The 19,237-nt window shown below is 66.9% G+C and carries 22 protein-coding genes; 7 read left to right on the top strand and 15 right to left on the bottom strand.

Annotated features, from left to right (window positions below; genetic code table 11):
• Nucleotides 1-117: 117 nt before the first annotated feature.
• A complete protein-coding gene (locus tag I4Q55_RS01835) occupies nt 118-318 on the top strand; it encodes a hypothetical protein (RefSeq protein WP_206784226.1) in 201 nt (66 codons plus the stop codon).
• Nucleotides 315-950, top strand: a complete 636-nt coding sequence (locus tag I4Q55_RS01830) for a hypothetical protein (RefSeq protein WP_206784225.1) — start codon at nt 315-317, stop codon at nt 948-950. The genes I4Q55_RS01835 and I4Q55_RS01830 overlap by 4 nt, the downstream gene beginning before the upstream one ends.
• Before the next feature lie 75 nt (nt 951-1,025).
• Here I4Q55_RS01830 and xerC read toward each other — a convergent pair whose 3' ends face one another.
• From xerC to I4Q55_RS01790, 8 genes are all read right to left on the bottom strand, one after another.
• On the bottom strand, nt 1,026-2,213 hold the full coding sequence (gene xerC, locus I4Q55_RS01825) for a tyrosine recombinase XerC (protein WP_206784224.1): 1,188 nt from the start codon (nt 2,211-2,213) through the stop codon (nt 1,026-1,028).
• Entirely contained in the window at nt 2,197-2,427 is a 231-nt protein-coding gene (locus I4Q55_RS01820; RefSeq protein WP_242545110.1) for a helix-turn-helix domain-containing protein, read from the bottom strand. Before I4Q55_RS01820 ends, xerC begins: the two co-directional genes overlap by 17 nt.
• On the bottom strand, nt 2,424-3,980 hold the full coding sequence (locus tag I4Q55_RS01815; RefSeq protein WP_206784223.1) for a DUF3631 domain-containing protein: 1,557 nt from the start codon (nt 3,978-3,980) through the stop codon (nt 2,424-2,426). Before I4Q55_RS01815 ends, I4Q55_RS01820 begins: the two co-directional genes overlap by 4 nt.
• Nucleotides 3,980-4,510 carry a hypothetical protein gene (locus I4Q55_RS01810; RefSeq protein WP_206784222.1) on the bottom strand — a complete coding sequence of 177 codons (531 nt, stop codon included), beginning with the start codon at nt 4,508-4,510 and terminating at the stop codon, nt 3,980-3,982. The genes I4Q55_RS01815 and I4Q55_RS01810 overlap by 1 nt, the downstream gene beginning before the upstream one ends.
• A gap of 27 nt (nt 4,511-4,537) precedes the next feature.
• Nucleotides 4,538-4,822: a hypothetical protein gene (locus tag I4Q55_RS01805; protein WP_206784221.1), complete on the bottom strand. Its 285-nt coding sequence runs from the start codon at nt 4,820-4,822 to the stop codon at nt 4,538-4,540.
• A gap of 138 nt (nt 4,823-4,960) precedes the next feature.
• Entirely contained in the window at nt 4,961-7,132 is a 2,172-nt protein-coding gene (locus I4Q55_RS01800) for a cell division protein FtsK (protein WP_206784220.1), read from the bottom strand.
• Entirely contained in the window at nt 7,132-7,920 is a 789-nt protein-coding gene (locus tag I4Q55_RS01795; protein ID WP_206784219.1) for an ABC transporter permease, read from the bottom strand. Before I4Q55_RS01795 ends, I4Q55_RS01800 begins: the two co-directional genes overlap by 1 nt.
• A gap of 91 nt (nt 7,921-8,011) precedes the next feature.
• Nucleotides 8,012-8,245: a hypothetical protein gene (locus I4Q55_RS01790; protein WP_206784218.1), complete on the bottom strand. Its 234-nt coding sequence runs from the start codon at nt 8,243-8,245 to the stop codon at nt 8,012-8,014.
• A 143-nt stretch (nt 8,246-8,388) separates the two neighbouring features.
• Here I4Q55_RS01790 and I4Q55_RS01785 point away from each other — a divergent pair, with 143 nt between their 5' ends.
• Complete coding sequence (locus I4Q55_RS01785) at nt 8,389-8,742, top strand: GntR family transcriptional regulator (protein ID WP_206784217.1); 354 nt, start codon at nt 8,389-8,391, stop codon at nt 8,740-8,742.
• Here the strand turns inward: I4Q55_RS01785 and I4Q55_RS01780 are convergent.
• Nucleotides 8,739-8,939 (bottom strand): hypothetical protein, encoded by a 201-nt coding sequence (locus I4Q55_RS01780; protein WP_206784216.1) that lies wholly within the window; start codon nt 8,937-8,939, stop codon nt 8,739-8,741. The two genes, I4Q55_RS01785 and I4Q55_RS01780, sit on opposite strands and share 4 nt — an antisense overlap.
• 230 nt (nt 8,940-9,169) lie before the next feature.
• Between I4Q55_RS01780 and I4Q55_RS01775 the strand changes: the two genes are divergently transcribed.
• On the top strand, nt 9,170-10,540 hold the full coding sequence (locus tag I4Q55_RS01775) for a hypothetical protein (RefSeq protein WP_242545109.1): 1,371 nt from the start codon (nt 9,170-9,172) through the stop codon (nt 10,538-10,540).
• Here I4Q55_RS01775 and I4Q55_RS01770 read toward each other — a convergent pair.
• From I4Q55_RS01770 to I4Q55_RS01750, 5 genes are all read right to left on the bottom strand, one after another.
• Complete coding sequence (locus tag I4Q55_RS01770; RefSeq protein WP_206784215.1) at nt 10,499-11,395, bottom strand: phosphotransferase enzyme family protein; 897 nt, start codon at nt 11,393-11,395, stop codon at nt 10,499-10,501. The two genes, I4Q55_RS01775 and I4Q55_RS01770, sit on opposite strands and share 42 nt — an antisense overlap.
• Before the next feature lie 127 nt (nt 11,396-11,522).
• Nucleotides 11,523-12,320 carry a Scr1 family TA system antitoxin-like transcriptional regulator gene (locus I4Q55_RS01765; RefSeq protein ID WP_206784214.1) on the bottom strand — a complete coding sequence of 266 codons (798 nt, stop codon included), beginning with the start codon at nt 12,318-12,320 and terminating at the stop codon, nt 11,523-11,525.
• Nucleotides 12,321-12,323: 3 nt separating this feature from the next.
• On the bottom strand, nt 12,324-12,584 hold the full coding sequence (locus tag I4Q55_RS01760) for a hypothetical protein (RefSeq protein WP_307793093.1): 261 nt from the start codon (nt 12,582-12,584) through the stop codon (nt 12,324-12,326).
• Nucleotides 12,571-12,843: a hypothetical protein gene (locus I4Q55_RS01755; protein WP_242545108.1), complete on the bottom strand. Its 273-nt coding sequence runs from the start codon at nt 12,841-12,843 to the stop codon at nt 12,571-12,573. Before I4Q55_RS01755 ends, I4Q55_RS01760 begins: the two co-directional genes overlap by 14 nt.
• Nucleotides 12,844-12,863: 20 nt before the next feature.
• Nucleotides 12,864-13,061: a hypothetical protein gene (locus I4Q55_RS01750; protein WP_206784212.1), complete on the bottom strand. Its 198-nt coding sequence runs from the start codon at nt 13,059-13,061 to the stop codon at nt 12,864-12,866.
• A 309-nt stretch (nt 13,062-13,370) separates the two neighbouring features.
• Here I4Q55_RS01750 and I4Q55_RS01745 point away from each other — a divergent pair, with 309 nt between their 5' ends.
• The 3 genes from I4Q55_RS01745 to fxsT all read left to right on the top strand — a co-directional run bounded on the left by I4Q55_RS01745 (nt 13,371) and on the right by fxsT (nt 17,952).
• Complete coding sequence (locus I4Q55_RS01745; protein ID WP_206784211.1) at nt 13,371-14,522, top strand: helix-turn-helix domain-containing protein; 1,152 nt, start codon at nt 13,371-13,373, stop codon at nt 14,520-14,522.
• Nucleotides 14,523-14,605: 83 nt separating this feature from the next.
• Nucleotides 14,606-15,577, top strand: a complete 972-nt coding sequence (locus I4Q55_RS01740; RefSeq protein WP_206784210.1) for a hypothetical protein — start codon at nt 14,606-14,608, stop codon at nt 15,575-15,577.
• 116 nt (nt 15,578-15,693) lie between these two features.
• The gene (gene fxsT, locus I4Q55_RS01735) at nt 15,694-17,952 is read left to right on the top strand and encodes an FxSxx-COOH system tetratricopeptide repeat protein (RefSeq protein ID WP_307793092.1); all 2,259 of its coding nucleotides are present in this window, start codon (nt 15,694-15,696) and stop codon (nt 17,950-17,952) included.
• Nucleotides 17,953-18,146: 194 nt separating this feature from the next.
• Here fxsT and I4Q55_RS01730 read toward each other — a convergent pair whose 3' ends face one another.
• On the bottom strand, nt 18,147-18,296 hold the full coding sequence (locus tag I4Q55_RS01730) for a hypothetical protein (protein WP_206784208.1): 150 nt from the start codon (nt 18,294-18,296) through the stop codon (nt 18,147-18,149).
• Nucleotides 18,297-19,237 lie beyond the last annotated feature (941 nt).

Here is a 19,237-nt window from a genome sequence, read left to right as displayed (position 1 = left end):
GCAGCGGGGCACGATCTGCGCAGGTCGTAGCCTTGAGAGAGGGTTTTGTCGTACCGACCAGTTACCATGGGGAGGTCGGTCGGTGAACCTGTCATCGACTCTCGGGAGGGCTGACGGATGACGACCACGGTGCAGATGACGCGGAACGAGATTGTGGCCGAGATCGAGAAGGTGACTCGGGCACGGCTGGGCAAGTCTGCTGCCGAGGTGATCACGTCGTATCGAGAGGGGCGTCTGGCCGATCCTGGTGCCGTGGGCGACGCGCTGGTGCTGGCAGACCTTCTTGACCCTGATGACTCGCTCCTGCCCGCTACGTGACAACAGAGCAACTTCGCGCCAGTGCGCGCGACCTGACACGCCAGTACATGGCCGGCGGCGCCGGGTCGTTCGATAGCTTTCGAGAGCTGGTTCAACTGCTCTTGGGCGTGACGGTTCTTGCAGATAACCAGTTCGTCACTCTGCGGCAGTACACGGACCAGGCTACGAGGGTGCTCGGAGGCATCGGAGGACCTACGTCGCCTGTTCGCCTGCGGAACAACCGATGGCTTCGCCTGGCGATGACCCTTCGCCTGACACCTCATGAGGGCGGCTCGTCGCGGCTCAAGGTGGACCAGACTTCGCTCCAGTATCAGTGTGACGAGGCTGGGCAACAGGAAGTATTCCGCTACGACTATCTCCGTCACGACAGCTCAGGGCACCCAGCGGCGCACATCAACGTGCACGGCACCCTTGACCACAGCGAAGTCCTTGCACCTGGTCGAACGCTGGCCCGAGTTCATTTTCCGACCGCACGAGTGTCTCTGGAAGCCGTCCTGCGGCTCCTGATAGTTGATTTCGGCGTACCTGCTGCGAAGCCCAGAGACGTGTGGGAGCCCGTGCTCGCCGAGAGCGAGCAGGAGTTTCAACGGATAGCGCACCAGCCGCTCCCGCCCGGCGCTGTTTCCGAGTGAAGCGATCGCCGTGGCGGAGCCAGGGCTGGTTCGCGAACCGCGAACCAGCCCTGAGACCGGTCGCCAATTGACCTTCTACGCCGCCGAATCTGGGAAGATCGAGTCCATCGCTTTCGCTCCATCTTGGATCACCGGCCGCAACTGGTGGCGGTAGACGAGCTCGGTCACCTTCGAGTCCGAGTGCCCCACCAGCCGCGAGATCTCCTCGATGGTGAGTCCGTTGTCGGAGAGCAGCGACACGAAGCTGTGTCGCAACTCGCGCGGCGTCCAGTCCTTCGGTTCGAGGCCGGCGAGCTTGAGGATTCGCCGGAAGCCGCGCCGGACGTTGGCCGCGTCGAGCTGCGTCCCGACGTCCGACCCGAACACGATCCCGAGTTCTTGCCATCGGTCGCCGGCCGACTCGCGCTGACGCTCTTGACGGAGCTTCTGGCGCTCCAGCGCGTCGACCGCCCGACCAGGAAGCGCGAGCGAACGACGCGACTTCTTGGTCTTCGTGTCCCCGCCCGCCCGTACCGATCGCCACACGTTCACGTGCGGAGGAACCGGCGGCTTCGCCTCCAGCTTCCCGACCACGTCCACCTCCGCCCAAGCCAGTGGGCGCGCCTCCTCGGTCCGTGCGCCGGTCAGGAGCGAAACCACCGTGTAGTCGCCGTACGTGGAGTCTTCCGCCTCCGCGGCGGCGAGCACCGATACCGCCTGGGCGAAGGTCAACGACTTCGACGGCCGGCCGTCGCGGCCAACCGGCAACTCGTCGCACAGCAGCACCACGTTCCGGATGCCCTTGGTCCGTTTCGCCGCTCGGTTGATCGCGCGCCGGAGAATCGAGCGGAGGTCCTGGAGCGTGCGCGTGGCGAGAACCTCTGCCTTCTCCTCCATCCAGGCATCAACATCATCAGCGGTTAGTTCCTTCGACTGCTTCGGGTCCAGCAGCACACGCGCACCGAGCGAGGGGACGATGTGCGTCTCGGCCAGGATGGTCAGCTTCTCGACGGTCGCGACGCTGCGACCGTTGAGGCCGTGCCGCAGCCAGTCTCGAACGGCCTTTTCGACCGTGAGCCCGCGGACCGCCGTAGCGGTGCCTTCCTTCTTGCGCTCCACGAGCCGGTCGAGGGCAGCCTTCGCCTCCGTCTTCGTCTTGCCGCTGGCCTTGCGCGTGATGCGCTTCCCATTCGGCCGGTAGCCGATCGTCAGTTCCGCGATCCAGCGCTGTCGGTCCTCGGACCAGTACAGGCCGCCGTCGCCACGGCTACGCCGACTCGCCATAGCTGACCTCCGCTTCCTGGATGAGCAACTCGACGTACTGCTGGATGGCGACGGCCGGCACGAGTCGGGCGCGGCCCTGCTTGACCGAGCGCAAGCGCCCCGAGCGCAACTGCTCGTAGATGACCGAGCGGCTCATCGAGAGCAGGCGCATCGCTTCGGTGATCCGGTAGAGGTGCCGTTCGGGCACGGCGACCGGCATGGGTACGGCGTTCATCGATCCCCCTCGTGGTCGTGATCCGGCTTGGCAGGGGCGACGTCCGCGACCTCCGCGACCGGCCTGGTCAGCACGGGTGCGAGCGGCTGTTGAGTGCCGCGACCGTCCGCGACCCGGGTTGCGGAGGTCGCGGACGAGCCCGGCGCCTCCGCGGCGCCGGATGTGGCGGTGACCTGCGGGGTCGCGTTTGTCGCGGAGGTCGCGCCCGTTTCGGGTGGTGGGAGGTAGCGGCTCCAGGCGTCGGCCAGACCGCCGTCGCCGTCGATGCGGTAGCCCTTGAGCGTCTTGCCGCTGACCTTGAGGTCCTTCGGCCGGACCAGGTACCTGTCCAGTTCTTTCGCCAGGCGGCGGCTGTCGAGTGGCTTGCCTTGGACGTCAGTCCACGGGCCGTCTTCGATGGCGTGCAGCTCGCGGATCAGCTCGGCCGTCACCATCCGGTCGGTGTTCTCCGCGGCGAAGATCTGCCGGACGTCGGCCAGCAGCCGCACGCCGATCGAGACGGGTTGGGCGGTGGCTTCGAGCACGAAGTGACGGCAAGCCCGACGAGCCGTCTCCGGCCAGTGCCCGCCGGCCGCGTCCGCGATGGCGAGCAGCGGCCGCCAGATCTCGGCCGCACGGTCGCGGACGCCGTCCGGGCGTTCCGGCCGGGCGCGGCTCACGTCGTCGCCGACGCGACCGACCCATTCCGCCAGCTCGGCGCGCAACGGCGCCGACTCGCGTTCGACGTCCTCTTCGATGAACTCCTCGACCACCTCGTCAAACCGGCGCTTGCGCATGTGCACGGTGATCGCCCGCGTCGTGATCGTGTCCGGCATGCCGCCGGCGATCCCGGCGAGCGCGACCGGCGCGTAGACCGGGAACCGCGTGACGTTCATGCTCTTGGCGTCGCCGACGCACCGCGTAACCGTCGCCGACCGCTTGTAGCCCGCGTTCAGCAGCGCGCGAAGGTCCTCGTTGTTACCGCCCGTCTTGGGGTTGAACACGGCGTCGATCTCGTCGAATAACAGCGTCATCGGCCCGTCGGCGAGCATCCGGAAGATCGCGGCCGGGGTGATGCTGATCGTCATCTCCGGCTTGGCCACGAGGTACTGCGCGACTTCCAGCACACGCGTCTTGCCGCTCCCCGGCTCCGCCGAGTCGAGGATCAGCCTCGGCGTGACGTACAGGCGCTCGGCCACGTGGGTGTGGGCGTACCAGAGCGCCAGCGTCGGCGCGGCGTGCTCGTTGGCGAAGGCGGAGAAGCGCGACACGAACGTCACGACCGCGTCGAGGACCTCGTGACCCGGCTTCGCGAAGGCACCGACCGGGGCCGGTCCGAGCCAGCTGAGCGGCGTGACCGGCGCGGTCTCCGGCAGCTCGCTCGGGTGGGCGCCGCCATCCTCTGCCGGTGTGGCCGCGATGTGGCGGCCGCGCCAGACGCGCTGGCAGTTCTCGGAGCAGAAGTCGCCGGACGGCGAGTCACCGCGCGGCCGGCCGCACTGCTGGCAGTTCGGTGCAGGCTCGTCGGAGATCACGAAGTCGATCACGGACAGGGTGTCGTCGAATCCGGACATCAGGCAGCCACCTCCAGGCGGGCGGTCGGTTCGTCGTCGCCTCCGGCCTCCCGGTAGCGCCGCCACAGGTCGTCAAGGCGCTCGGTGTCGTCGAGCTGGTGGCGAAGGACCTCCGTCGGCGAGTCGTCTTCGGCGGCCTGCACCAGTCGAGCCGCGTGCTCTCGGACGGCGCGGCGATACGCGTTCTTCAGCACGAGGGCTTTCAGCCAGGCGCCGTAGTACGGCGGCGGCAGGATCGGGCCGTCGGTGTAGGTCTCGGCGATCCAGAGGCCGAGGCTATGCAGGCGGTGCGCGCCGCCGGACCGCGGTTCGGTCGCCGTCCGCTCCCGGGCGTGGTCCATCACGGCCATCGGGGTCGGGGCCTGGCCCGCGCCGGTCAGCTCGATGACCAGCTGGAGAACGCGGGCGGCGATCGGCGAGCCGAAGTCGTCGGCGCGCATGCCGGCGAGCAGCCGGCGGGCTCCGGTCAGCCGGACCTGCATCACGCAGCCCAGGAACTGACGCTCGGGGTCGAGCAGTGTGGTCTTCATGGGGTGGCCTTTCAGTTGAGCTGCGCGTCAGCGGCTGTTGTCGCGGCGGTCGCGGTCGCGGAGATCGCGGTACGACCGGCGAGCACGGAGGCAGGAGTTGTAGGCGCGGCGGCCGGCGCGGAGCGTGCGGCCGGTGCCGCCGCACCGGCGGCAGAGCCGGATCGCGCGGAGCAACGGCGAGCGGAAAGAGCCGAAGCCTCGGCAGGAACGGCACGGCTTATACGGGTAGACCGCGCACGACCAGGAGTAGCCGAGAGTGACGATCGCCAGAAGGATCAGGAGCAGGACGGTCGGGTTGCTGAGGGGGTTCAACGGAGCCTCCGGGGCTGTTTTTGGCCGCACTCGGCCCGCGCCTCTAGGTGCTAGGGCGCTGATCAGCGGTGTTGTAGTGGTCTAGGGAGGGCTCTAGGTCTAGAGGGACGAGGCTCTAGACCTAGAGCCCTGCGGGAGCTAGCCGCTCTTGCGATTCTGATCACGTTCGGTCAGCGCGTCCGCGATCCATTCGCGCTTGACGCCCATCCGGTTGGCGCCCTTGCCGGTGTCGGCGTCGTTGCCCCACACCTGCTTGGTGGTGATCCCGAGCGGCTTCAGCGCGGTGGAGAGCTGGGTTGCCTTCGCCGCGCCGGTCGGCAGTTCGGCCCACGGGCCGTAGACCGCCGGCCGCAGCTCGGCGAGCCGGTCGACGATCTGCTCCGACCACGCCTTTTCGGCGTCGCCGATCGCGGTCAGCACGTCGGCGAGCAAGGTGCTTGTGTCCTCGTCTTCCTCGGGCGTGAGGTCGAGGCCGGCGGCGTAGCCGGTCAGCCGTCCGGCCGCCAGCCGCGCTGTTCGTGCGCGGGCGGCGATCTTCTCGGCGTCCGGGCCGTCGATGTACACGCCGCGGGTGATGCGCGGCTCGTCGCCTTCGCCGGCCAGGTATCCGATGCCCTTGTCCCGAAAGGACAGCGTGGTGGCGCGGATGCCGTTCCGGTACGACGAAGTGCCGAGAACCATGTCGTTGGCCTGCTGGCCGGTGACCTTGAGGCAGAACCGCATCACCGCGTTGTCGCTGATCGCGGTCGGGATGCTCTTCGCGTCCGGCCGCTGCGTCGCGAGGATGATGACGATGCCCAGTGCCGGGCCGCGCTTCACGAGGTCGGTGCAGACCTCCTCGATCTCCGCGCCGTACTCCGGGTGCTCGAACCACTTCTGACACTCGTCGACGCCGATCACAATCGGGTGCAGGCCAAGGGATTTCTTGTCGGCCAACTCCGGCGTGACCTTGTTCTCCGGGCACAGGTCCTTCGGCAGCTCCCGGATCACCTTCGCGCGCCGCCGCAGCTCACCGGCGAGCGCTCGCAGGTCGGCGACGGCGTAAACGATGTCCTCCGGCTCGTCGCCGGCGCGGTACCGGTGCGACACGGGCGCCAGCGGCGAGAGGTCGCCGGTTCCCTTGAGGTCGAACGAGTGCAGCTCGGCCCGCGGGTCAAGTGCGGCGATCAGCAGCAGCTCTCGCAGCGTGAACGTCTTTCCCATCCGCGGGATCGCGCCGATGACCATCGAGATGAACATCAGGGTGATGTCCACCCACCGGCCGCGCTGGTCGGTGCCGAACGGCTGGGGCTTGAACAGGTCCACGGTGCCGGGCTTGCGCAGCGGCCATGCGGCCTGGCGCGACTTGGACAGGTCCTGATCGCCGACCCACAGGACCATCCGCCCGGGGTGAACCTCGGCGTTGCCCTCCGGCCAGACGCACCCGAGGGGACGACCGAGGCCGGACGCGAGCTTCGCGCGCCGCTCGACCACTTCGGACACCGTTACGCCCGGCGGAAGGTCGACGTCGGCACGCCAGCCGGGGCCGTCGCGGGTGATCGGCGCCGTGAACCCGATCGCGTTCGGGTTCTTGGCAAGGGCCTGGTTGATGCCGGCGACGCCGAGCACCGACAGCGCCTGAACGACGTTGTCACTCGTGAGCTTCTGGACCTGCGTGGACAGGACGGCGCGAGAGGACACCACCGGGTTGTCCCGGGTGGACCCGAGCCTTCCGAGCAGTCCAATCGCGATAGCGCCGCAGGTCCAGATCACCCACTCCGGCAGGACGTTCGGCAGCGTGAACACCAGGACCAGGCCGACCGTCGACACGAGACCGAGCTGAATCAGCCGGAGGACGACTCGCCGGTCACGCTGCTGCGACAGCTTCAGGTACAGGTCGGCCTTATCGGCCGTGGCCGTCTCCGACCGGGCCGGGCGCCCTTCGGCGTCGGTCACGTACCGGCCGGTCGCTGCCAGCAGGAGGAAAAGGCCCCGAGGGGAACGCACCGCGAGCCGAAGCGCGTAGAGCGGCGACCGGGCCGCGTGGTAGCCGGCCTTATGCGCGTAGTGCTTCCCCACCCACTTCGCGGCGTCCTTCGCGTCGGCTGTGGACTTGAGGTAGCTGGGGATGATCGCCTGGCGGTTCTGCGAGCGGAGTCGGTCCAGCCAGGACGAGCCGTCCGTGACCGGGCGGTCGACCGGTACGGCCGGCGACTGCTCCGCGGCCTCGTCGACGGAGTCGGTGTCGATGACGAACGGGTCGGCCTCGACGGGTGCCGTGCTGGGGAACGCGATCACGCGGCCGCTCTGCGGTTCGTTGGTGGTGCTCATCAGTCGTTCACCTCCTGGTCGGTGGTGTCGCGTACGAGGTGTGCGAGGGCTGCGCCGCAGCCGAGGACGACCACCGGCAAGCAGGAGACGAGCGTGGTCACCGGCCAGGGAGCGCGTTCGACGTCCGCGGCGGACATCAGGTGATAGGCGACCTGGCCCACCATCCCGAGGACGAGCGAGCCCAGGGCCGACCACTTCGCGAAGCTGCGAACCCGGTGGGTCCGGGTCGCCGGGGACAGCCAGACCCGCAGGGCGAACGCCGCGTACGTCTCGACCCCGATCGGGAGCGTGATCGCCGAGTTGATCGTCAGGTGGTCCCAGATTCCCGGCAGGAGCTGGATCGGGCCGAACCCGGTCAGCCTGCCGAGACCGACCCAGCCGCTCCAGACGGCGACGAACGCCGGCAGTGCCAGGAGGAGCACCGGCCACAGCTTGATCCGCCGCACCTTCTCCGGCGTCGCGCCCGGGTCTGCGGTGACGTTGACCTGCGGCTCTGCGTCCTCCGAGGCCGGTTCGTCCGAGGTCTCGGACTCCTGATCCGGTTCCGCGACCTCGGCGGGTTCCGTCACCGCGTGCAGCTTCCGCACGGGCTTGGTGTCGGCCTCCTCGTTCAGCGCGGCGAGGATGGCGCGGGCCTTCGGCGCACCCACCTTGAACTCGGTCATGATCCGATTTCGGGAGGGGCACTCGCCCAGGTCCGCGGCGAACTCACGGACACGGGGCAGCAGGTCGGCGACCGAAGGCGGGTACGCGCTTCGGGTGTTCGTAGGCGTGTCGAGCCCTACCATGGGTGTTCTCCTGACTGGCTTGGAAGTGGTTGGGAGAAGCCCGGTCCGGCGGGTGGTTCTTGGCGGTTCCGTGCGCCGGGCCGGGGCGGCTTCAAGCGGCCGCGCCGGGACTGTCCGACCGGCCCCGAAGGGCCGAGCTGACGTTCTGGCGGCTGATGCGCCGGACGTGTCGATGCGTCGCGGTCCGGTCCGTGCTCGGCGCCAGGCTGGTGCTCGCCGCTTCCTGGTCGTGAGCCGTCACGAAGTACTCGGCGATCATCGCGTCGATGTCCGACTCGGTCAGTCCGTCCGGGGCATAGCTGGGCAAAGGGATGAGGTCATCCATTGGTGTGAACTCCAACGACTTGTAGGTCTCCCGCTCGGGAGCGGCCGGTGTCGGCCGGAACACAACGTAAGTCCTGTCTATTAACTCTGTCAACTGACATGGGAGAACTGACTTAGCCAACTGACTTGGCCTACGCTGGTGGTATGGCATCCCTGAACCCGGACGACCCGCGTGCGCCGTTCTTGCAAGTAGCCGGCGGTCTCCGGGCCGCGATCCTCTCGGGGGAGTACGCCCCCGGGGCGCAGCTGCCGACCTACCAGGAACTGGCCGATTCCTGGGGGGTGGCGGTGAACACGGCCAAGAGCGCCGTTGCCCACCTCAGGGAAGAGGGCCTGGTGGTGATCCGGCACGGCAAGGGCTCGTTCGTCCGCACCCAGCCGGCCGAAGGCGACTCCGTGACTCGTCCCGAGGCCTCAGGGGACGAGCGGGTCTGGCAGGCCATTGCCGAGATCAGGAAGCGTCTCGGCGAGATCGAGCGGAAGCTGGGGGAGAACTAGCCGAACAGGGCGCGGAGGAACTGCACGACGCCGTCGATCACCGCGCCGATTCCGTGTGCGGCTCCGCTGGCCCACGTCGCCGAGTCGGCCGGGTACTTGACGATCAGCACGACGATCGCGAGCCCGACGACCAGGCCGATCGCCTTGCCGACCAGGCCGCCCCCGCTCTTCATAACCGGGAAGTTGTTCTTCGCCATCGCGGTCTCCTTTCGCTCTGCGACGGGCCGGGAGGCCGGTCCGGATCGGGGCTTTCGATCCGGCGTTGTCGCTGATGAATTCAGGAAACCGCGCGGGGGCGGGGGTGCAGCAGTGTGCACGCGGGGGTGCATTTCTGCACGTGGGGGGTGCACGGGGGGGGCTTTAATGACCTTCGGAGGTACCGGTGGTCGACAAGGGGAAGCAGCCGAACGCACTTCTAGCTGCGGTTATGCGACAGGCGGGGGCGACGAACAAGGGGTTCGCCCGCCGGGTGCGCGAACGCAGCCAGAGAGACGGCGGTGAGCTGGTCAGCGCGGACCACGTGCCGGTCAAGCGCTGGCTCGACGGCACGAAGCCGCACCCGCGCACCTGCCAGCTGATCGCCGCCGTCCTCGGCGAATTGCTCGGCCGGCCTGTCGGCCTCGATGAGATCGGCTTCGCAGCAGCGTCCGAGACCACCTCGGATGACGTCGGCCTGGAGTACCCGGAGGAGGTCGCCCACAGCCTGGTCGCGCTGGGCGCGATCACCGAACTCGAGTTGCGGACGCCGAAGCGGGTCGGTCCGCTGGCTGTCGTGCCGGAGGCCTGGAGCGGCCTGCTCGTCCGGTGGCTGACCGACTCCGACGACGAAGGCTCGCGGCCGCCGTCCGAGCCGCGCTCGATCACCCTCGTGGACGTCGAAGCGGTCCGCGAGGCAACCGCCATGTTCAGCAGCTTCGACTACAAGTACGGCGGCGGCCGGCCAAAGTCGCTCGTCGCCTCGTTCCTCGACCAGGAGATCTTGCCGAACATCAGGCACGTGTCTCCGCACGACCCGGTTGGGCGGGAGTACTTCCGGGAGGTCGCTGCCCTGACGCGGCTCGCCGGCTGGACGGCCTATGACACGGGCGCGCACGGCCTCGCGCAGCGGTACCTGACTCAGGCGTTCCGCCTGGCCAAGGCAGCCGGCGACAAGGCGCTCTGCGGTCGAATCCTCGCGGGCATGTCGCACCAGGCGAACTTCCTCGGGCACTTCCAACGGGCGGTCGACCTGGCGCGCGCCGCGTACAAGGGTGCGAACGGCTACGCCACTCCGACCACGATGGCGCTGTTCCACGCGATGGAGGCCAGGGCGCTTGCGTCCCTCGGTAGGGCAGAGGACGTCACGGCCGCGCTGCTCACGGCTGAACGGTGGCACTGCCAGGGCATCCGGGAGAACGACCCCGAGTGGATCCACTACTTCGACGAGGCCGAGCTACACGCCGAGTTCGCGCACTGCTTCCGCGACATCGGGAACGCCGAGTTGGCGAACCACCACGCGGCCGCCTCGATCGCGGCCTCGGAGTCGACCTACGTCCGTAGCCTCTCGTTCTGCCGAACCGTGCTGGCCACGTCGCACCTGCAAGGCGGGAACCTCGAAGAGGCGTTGAACGTGGCCAGGTCGGTCGTCGAGACCGCGGCGAAGCTGAAGTCGTTCCGGGTGATCTCGTACCTCGACGACTTCCGCGGACGCCTGGGCGGACATGCCGGCGACCCGTTGGTGAAGGAGTTCCTCGACTTCGCCAACATCCACCTTCCGTCAGAAAACCTTCCAGTGTCGGGGCGCCTGGTCGTCGCGTAGGTCGCTGATTCGCTTCTCGACCTCGGCTTTCACCTCGGCGGACTCGTCGACGGTCTGCGAGAGCCACATGGTCATGTTCAGCTCTCGTGTCGCCCTGAGCACGGGGAAGCCCGGCCAGTCGATCGGGTCGAAGCCGTAGGCCGTCGTGTACGAGTCGTACTCGGCTTCGGAGGCCCAGCCGAACGCCTGGTGGCGGACGGAGAGCACGGCCGCGTCCCACTCGCGCGGTCCGTAGGCGAAGTCCTCGAAGTCGATCAGGTTCAGCGTCCCGTCGGGGGCGCGCATGACGTTTCCGGGGTGCGCGTCGCCGTGCACAGGGCCGGCGGGCAGCGGGAACTCAAGTTCCTGGAACTTCTCGGAGAGTTCCTCGTACCGGTCGCGCAGGAAGTCGAGGTCGGCCTCGGGGAGCTTGCCCTTCAGCGCTTGTAGGCGCGGCTCGACCTTTGGCATCGGCGAGAAGGCCGGCAAGCGGAAGTCCGTCGGGTGGGGGAGCGCGTGCAGGTCGTGCAGCAGCTTCCCGAACTCGGCCGGCGTGATCGGTGTGTCGTCCTCTTCGAGGCAGTTCCAGAAGGTGACGGGTAAGCCGTCCTCGACGAAGGGCTGTTCGTTGCCGTCGAGCACCGTCGCGGCGGGGAACCGGTTCTCGGCAAGCCACCCGGCGACGAGCACTTCCTTCGTGGCGGCCGGGATGGAGCGGCCGACGCGGACCACGGCGGAGCCGTCGGCCAGGCGGTAGATGGCGTTCTCCCCGAACCGGACTCGCTGCGCGTCGGTCGCGTCCAGCCCGGCGAAGGCGCACGCTGCCTCGAAGACAGCTTGTGTCCGCTCCGTCGTGAAAGCCTTCGTCGATGTCATCAGACTCCTCTATCGGGGTGCCTCGGCCAGGCTAGAGCTTCGGCAGGAACGTGTGCTCGGCGAATCGGGCACGTGAGGCCCGGCCGGCGCGCCGCCTGGAGGGAGGCAGGACGCGCCGACCGGGGGCTTAGGGCCACGCGTTCTCGATGGCGTGGCGTCGTAGTCCCTGGGCTGCCTGCTCGTATGTCGTCAAGGCGGCTGGGTTGGTGAGGTACAGGGCACCACCGAGGCGGTTGCGCACGGCGACCGCGAAGGCGCCAGTGCGGCGTTCGTAGAGGGTGAACGGTTCGACCAGGCCGGGCGGGCAGTTGGCGGAGGGGACGAGGCGCACGGAGATCCGCGGCCTTCTCGTCCAGGCGCGCAGCTGGTCGAGTTGGTCACGGAGCACATCTGCGGTGCAGGTGTCGAGGCGTGTAGCGGCTTCGCCCATCAGGAACGCGTACTGCGTGCCCGTCTTGTCGGGTAGGGCGAGCTGACGTGCGGTGCGGAGGAGACAGCCCACGTCGGCGTCCTCGGGGGCGAACAAGCCGGTGTCCCGCAACGCGCGGGCATACTCGGCCGTCTGCAACGCCTCGGGAACCAGCGACGGCGACCACTCGGTAACGCGCGCGGATCGCCGTTCGAAGGCGGTGTGCAGGAGGTCTTCGGCGCGTCCTGCGCGGTCGATCAAGTCGCGGTCGTGGGAGCGGCGGGCCAGGTAGATGAGGTGCTCGCGCACGGTGTACGGCGTTCGCAAGACACCGAGGATGTGGGCCACGGTCGTGTCTTCTGGTGCGCGGTGGCCGAGTTCAAAGCTCGACAGCACCGAGGGGTTAAGGTCAACCATGTCAGCGAGCTGGCGCAGGCTGATGCCGCGCTGGGTACGGGCTTCGCGAAGTCCGCCGGCCAGGGCGATGACGGCTGGTCGGAGTGCAGCTTCGGTCACGGTTCAGACCGCTCCGTTCGGTCGTGGGTCTTCTGTGTCGGGAGTGCTGATCAGGGAAGGCAGATCGAGTTCAGCGCCGTCCAGCTCGCTGGCGTGTCGAACGAGCGCTACGCCGATCTGGATCAGTTGGCAGCCAAGCGTGCGCAAGGCGGTCGCATAGCGTGCGTCGTCCGACTGGAGGGCCAGCAATTCGACCGTCACGCTTCCGATTTTGGTGTTGACCTTCGAGAGGGCGGCGAGCAGTTCGCGGTCACGAGCGCGCACGCGGCACCTCGATTCGCCGGTGTTCGTTCTGGCTCGCGCAGACCGGGCACACCCGGCCCGGCCTCGGGATCACCCGGCGGCGGCTGATGCTGGGCCGGTCGTGTTCCAGCGGAAAGCGGACGTCCGTCAGGCACCAGGGCAGCAGCATGAACAGCCGCGGGTTGGCCATCTCCGAGTGCCGGTACAGGTGAGCCCACCCGTCGCCCCCGGCGAACTCGTGCCACTCCCAGAAGTCCCGGCATGTGTCGGTGCTGGTCATCGGCCAGTCGTTCAACGCGGTCATCGAAGTCCCCGCTCGGCCTCGAACGCCCGGAGCGCAGCGGCTGCCTGCTCCCAGTCGGCATCGGTCATGTCTGCGTGCGTCTTCGGAGACTGGTAGTTGGCCAGATCGATCTCGTTGAGCCGCTGACCACCCGAGTTGAACAGCGACGCGCCACACCGGAACGTCGGCCGGACGTCGAAGTGCTCCGAGGTCATGGCGCCTTGCACCCCCGAGCTGTACGAGCGTCACGCAGCGAGACCGTCAACGCGTCACCCAGCTGGTTCCGAAGCTGTGCGGCCGACTCGGCGCTGAACAGGATCGGCTCGCCGGGAGGCGTCGAGCTGGTCAGCGCGATCCGGCTGTCTTCCCGTACCTCGACCTCGACGTGTGCCGGACCGCCGAACTGGTCAACACCCTCGGTGCTCTGTCGCGTACGTCGTCGATCACGCATAGTTAGTGACCGTACAAAGGTGCAGGTCGCAAACGTTTCCTGCCGGGAAACCCAAGTCTGTACCCTGAGGCGCATGGACTCGATCGGCATCACGATCCGTCGGCTTCGCCGTTGGCGTGGCCTGTCCCTCGAACAGCTCGCCGGCCTGTCCGGCCTCTCAAAGGGCTACCTGTCCAAGATCGAAAACGAGCGCACGGCGATCGACAAGCGCTCAACCCTGGTCGCGATCGCCGGCGCGCTCCGCGTCAGCCTCTCCGACATCACCGGCGACGGACTGGAGATCCGCGACCCGCAGGCCGACTCCGCCATCCCCGCTATCCGCGACGCCCTGCTGAGCACCGACCTCGACGGCACCGAGCCGCCGATCGGCGACCTTGGACAGTTGCTGTCCGAAACGCAGCTGGTCGCAGCCCTGCGGCAGGCGAACCAAGACGCCGAGGTCGGCGCCCGGCTCCCCGAGCTGCTGCTGGCCCTGCACACCCACGTCGACAAGCCAGACGCACTCCGCTCGCTCGTCACCGCCACCCACACCACGGCCCTGCTCACGAAGGGTCTCGGCGCGTTCGAGCTGGCCTGGATCGCCGCCGACCGCGGACACGAGGCAGCGCAGCGGCTCGGCGAACCTGGCTGGATCGCCCTCGCCGAGTTCGCGCGCACACAGGCCCTAGCCGGCCTCGGCGCACACAAGCGAGCCTCCAAGCTCGCCGGGCGAGCGCTGGACTACGTGCCGGCCGATGCCTACGACGTGCGCGGCGCGCTCACCCTCACCACCGGCTACACCGAGTCCGTCCTGGGCGGCGACGCCACCGCGGCGCTCGACGAGGCCGCCGGCCTGGCCGAGCACGTCGAGTACGGCAACCGGAACTTCCTGCTGTTCAGCCCGGCCAACGTCGTGCTCTGGCGCATCTCATCTGCCCTCGAACGCGGCGACCACGCCGAGGCCGCAAGGCTGGCGGCGACCGTTGACCCGGCCGAGTTGACCATTGACTCGCGGCGCACGACGTTTCTGATCGAGCATGCCCGCGCTCTCTACGGCATCCGCCGTCCCGATGAGGAAGTGCTGGCGCTGCTCGTTCGGGCCGAGAAGCTGGGACACATTCGAACTCGAACGAACCCGTTCGTTCGGGAGATCATCTCGACAATGCTCGCTCGGGCCCGGCGCGAGGGCGTAGCCCGTGAGGTTCGCGGCATGGCCGACCGGATGGGCCTAATCAAGACTTCCTGACGCAACGCTTCGCACCTGACGGAACGGTTCACTCGGGAATGTCGGCGCAGTTGTGTCGGTGTTAGGCGCTAGCGTTGACTGTCATGGACGAGAATGACCGCGCGGAACTAGCTCGGCTGGCGCCGTGGCCAACCCTGGGTGAACGGGATGCAGGCAAGCTTCCCGAGGCTGAGTTGTATGAGGACGTGCCACCGCATCTCAAGAACGACCTCGTCCGGTGGGTCGCCAGCGTCCTCAGCAATGAGCAGGAGTTGGCGCGCCGAGTACTCAATCGCTTCCGCGTATCGTGGATTCCTAACAGTCAGGCGTCCTCGTATGCCAGCTATCCACGCAGCCATCAAGATGCGGTTATCCGAATCGTGTCCGGTAACCTTGCTGGCATCGAGTCACCGCGTCCACTCGATCCACTTAGTGTTGTCGACGCGGTAATTTCTTTGCACCCTGGCTGGGAAGACCTCGACTCCGATGGCTACGGTCGGACGTGGCAGGACCAGTGGCTTGAGCACCTTCTAGCCTTGATCGACTTGCTGCTGGACACTGGTTCTGCCTGGCACGTAGATGCGGAACTTCGCGGCCTGTACCGCCGAGTGGACCCGACCGCGACCGAGGCGTGGCGGCAAGCGCGCGAGCTAGCCACATCCGTAGGTTCAACAGCCGCTGCGGCCAACCTCGAAACCGCCTGGCGCGAGGTCTACGGTCGTCGCCCAAATCCATCGGCTAGTTACGGTGCTGCTGTTAAGGCGGTAGAAGCCGTCGCGGTTCCGCTGCTCAACCCGGGGACTGGGAGCACAGTGCACGCGGCCGCTCGCAAGTTCCGCAAGGAGTTGGATCAGTGGCGGTTCACACTTCTGGAAAAATCAGACATGGATCCGGGAACCGGGTCAGCGGACGTGGTCTCAGCCATGCTCGATCGACTTCTGACCGGTGAAACCGGACGGCACACGTCCGCTGACCACAACCGCGATAGCACCCAAGCAGAGAGCGAGGCCGCCGTGCATCTGGCGGTCATCCTGGTTCAGTGGTTCACGAGTGGTGCCGTTCACCGCGCGCAATAAGGCGAGGCAGTTGCCGGCAAGCGCATATCCCCTTGTTGGCATGGTGGCCAGCCACTCTGGTCATGGCCGTTCGGAGTTGAACTATGAGGCATGGGCCACGGTGGACGCCGTCACCGGTGTCGCTGGCGTTGGTGGGTGTAGCCCTCGCATTGGTAGGCAACCTGGCCACCAACCTGGTCGAGGTGCAGCAGTGGTGGTGGCGCCCGGTTGTGTTCACCGCGTTGGGAGTGCTGGTGGCCGTGGTGGTTCTGCTGGAATTAGTGCGGCAGCGAGCCGAACAGGAGCGGTCACAACTGGCGTCGGTCGAGGTGCAGCCGCGGGTGTTCGGGGCGTTACCGCGCCAAGCGTGGCAGTGGCAGTCGCGACCATACGAGGAAAAAGCCGTCCGTGCGGCGCTCGGGCGGCGTCGGAAGCCGGCGCTTGTGGCGCTTCTTGGCGCACGTGGCGCGGGTAAGTCTCAGCTGGCCGGCCGGTACGCCCGATGGTGCCTCAATCGGGGTTATGACCTAGTGGCGTGGGTCAACGCAGAGTCCGGTCCTGAGTCCGAGCTTGCGGCACTGGCGGCCCATCTCAACCTACCGGGGACGGCGGAGATGACGCCGGAGCAGGCCGCAGCGGCTGTGTGCCGGTGGCTGGAGCACGACGACCGGACCAGGAGGCTGCTGGTATTCGACAACGTCGACGATCCGAATGTGTTGCACGGATATATCCCGGCCATCGGGACGACGAAGGTGCTGATCACCACCAATCGGCGGGAGTTCGCCACCGTAGCTGGAGTCGCTGCGGTTGAGGTTGGCATGTTCACTCCAGCGGAGGGAACAGCGTTCCTGCTCCGTGCCACCGGACTAGACCCGGCCGTAGATGGAACGCAACTGGGTGAGCAGTTGGGATGGCTGCCCCTGGGCTTGGCACAGGCTGCGGCGTTCATCGCACGAACTCGGTTGTCCTATGCCGAATACGCGGAGTTACTGAGAGATCAGAACCTGGATGAAATGCTGCGCCAGCAGGCTGGCGCTGATCACCCCGGGGTGTTGAAAGCGACCCAGCTCAGCTTGGCCGGGTTGGCCGACGCCGATCCCAGCGGGGATGCCGCCCGGCTACTGCGTGTGCTGTCAGTGCTGTCGCCGGACGGCGTGAGCCGAGACTTGTTGATGCAGGCCGAGGAGCAGCTCGATCTACGCGGTGCGGTGTGGCCAGCGATCAACGCATTGGTCGAAGCTTCGCTGGTCACGATCAGCGGTGACGTTCAAGCGGTCTCTTACGGTCAGAACCGTCGGGTCGTCGTGGTGCACCGGCTCACGGCTTTAGTGGTCCGTCACGAGGCCAGTAGACCACCCGCAGAAGACCAGGCTGCGGCGTTGGACACGGCAACTCGGTTGCTTGGCTCGATCACCGGGGCCTTTCCTAGTCATCAGGTCGCGCTGCGACGTGGTGAGCTGGATGAGCTCACGGCACACCTCGAAGCTGTTCGCGGTCACGTCAACGATCCGTCGCCGCTGCTGCTCATCCAGGCTGATTGGATCGGTCGGCTGCTAGAGGAAGCCGGTGATCTGACCCGCGCGTTGCCGTTACTTGAGCAGAACCTCGAAAGTTCGGAGCAGGTGTGGGGCGCCGAGCATCCAAACACCGTGGGCTCACGGAACAACCTCGCACAGGCGTACGCGTCGGCGGGGCGGCTTGACGAGACAATCAGTATGTTTGAGCGGACCGTCGCCGAGGGGGAGCGGTTGCTGGGTGACGAGCACCCGAATACGTTGATCGCGCGTAACAACCTCGCTGGCGCGTATGAGCTGGCGGGGCGGTTTGACGAGGCGATCAGCTTGCATGAGCGGACCCTCGCCGACCGGGTGCGAATATTGGGTGCCGAGCACCCGCACACTTTGATTTCGCGTAACAATCTGGCGTATGCCTATGTGTCGGCGGGACGGTTTGACGAGGCGATCAGCTTGCATGAGCGGACCCTCGCCGACCGGGAGCGAATATTGGGTGTCGACCACCGAAGCACTTTGATTTCGCGTAACAATCTCGCTGACGCCTACGTGTCGGCGGGACGGCTTGACGAGGCGATCAGCTTGCATGAGCGGACCCTCGCCGACCGGGAGCGAATATTGGGTGCCGAGCACCCGGACACTCTGACTTCGTGGGTCAATCTGGCGAGGGCCTACCAGCGCGCTGGCCAGCTTGAGGAGGCGATCAGACTGTATGAGCAGACGCTGACGGCATGCCAGCGGCTGCTGGGGCCAGCACACCACACGACGGAGACCGCCCGACTTAATCTCGCCTTCGCTCGCGCGGCTCGCACGTTGCTCGCTATAGCGGTGAGGATCTCGGCAAGCGAGAGTGACAAACTGAGTGACAACCATCAGAGTCAGTGAGGTTCACGGACGGACTTTCACGGACGTTGCCGGCGAGGCTAAGTGCGATGTCACGAGATCAATGACCCGTGGACTTGCCCTGATAACGAAGAGGTCCCAGGTTCAAGTCCTGGTAGGCCCACGCAGGTCAGAGGCCGGTTCGCACTATGCGAACCGGCCTCTTTCATGACCTGAGTGACGTACGGAGCGGAACTTCAGTCCGGCGGAGCCTCGGCCGCACCAGCCGTCGTCTGCTTGGCAACGAACCGCTCCCAACGCGGCCCACCGCTGTGGCGTAGCCAGTCGACGAGCTGCTGACGGTCTGGATGGGTGCCGAGCGCGAAGAACCGGTAGGGCAGCGCCACCAGTGGATCATTCCGTGAAAATGGCGCGTTCGATCCAGCCCGACGCGACGTTGGCCTTACGCTCGACGTCGTTGGTTGGCTCGCTGGCGGGTGTCCATGGTGCGTCACTCGCCGGCACCATTGTCCAGCTCGGCGACAGCGCCGACTCGGAACCGCAGTGCGCGCTGGACCCGGGAGCGTCCGACCGGTGGGAGGCGCGGCGCCGAGTTGTTGTTCATGGACGTCATCGTGGCTCATTGGATCCCGTCCGGCGCGAGGTCCGGGGTTGGCCTGGCGGGATGATCAACATGATGCTAGCCTCCTAGGTGTATTCGAACCTGACTGGGGAAGTCGGATTCTATTTCGCGTTTCGCCATGCATTGAACTGGATAACTCATGCGTTATCTGGTTGAACAAGTGGAATCCGAATTCCACCTGCAATTTTCGAGGGGAATTATGAAGAATCTTGTAAAGACGTTCATTGTGGCCGGGGCCGCAGTGGCGGCGTTGGCTGCTCCGGGTGTCGCGATGGCTGCTCAGGGCGGCGCCGCGGCGCCGTCTACCAGTGCCGGCGTAGCAGACGTCAATAGCAGGTGGTGCGGCGAAAACTACAATAACTGTGTCCGTGAGCGGAGCGAATTCGCTCGATACTACAAAGTTGGGCCGCTCGAGTACTTTCCTCGTGACCCCAGTTGTGCAGGTATCTGCTACAGCGGCTACAGGTTCAATTATTGGCCTAAGTGATAAGGCGGCGGTGGGGCGCTTCGGCGTCCCACCGTGTTTCCCGCGCTGGGCCAGTTGAACCCTGTCGGGACGTTGGCCGCATCGAGCTGTGTCCCGACGGTCTGGTGGACATCATCATCCGAACGGTCAACTTGCATCTCCTCTCGATCGCCAGCCTAGTTGCGGCGGCAGGAATTCGACGTCGATACTCCGAGTCTTTCGCCTGGTCAGGCGTCAGA

The organism is Amycolatopsis sp. MtRt-6 (assembly GCF_017308975.1).
Classification (GTDB): Bacteria; Actinomycetota; Actinomycetes; order Mycobacteriales; family Pseudonocardiaceae; genus Amycolatopsis.
Note: the sequence above shows the minus strand (reverse complement) of the source record. Positions and strands in the feature narration are given on the sequence as shown.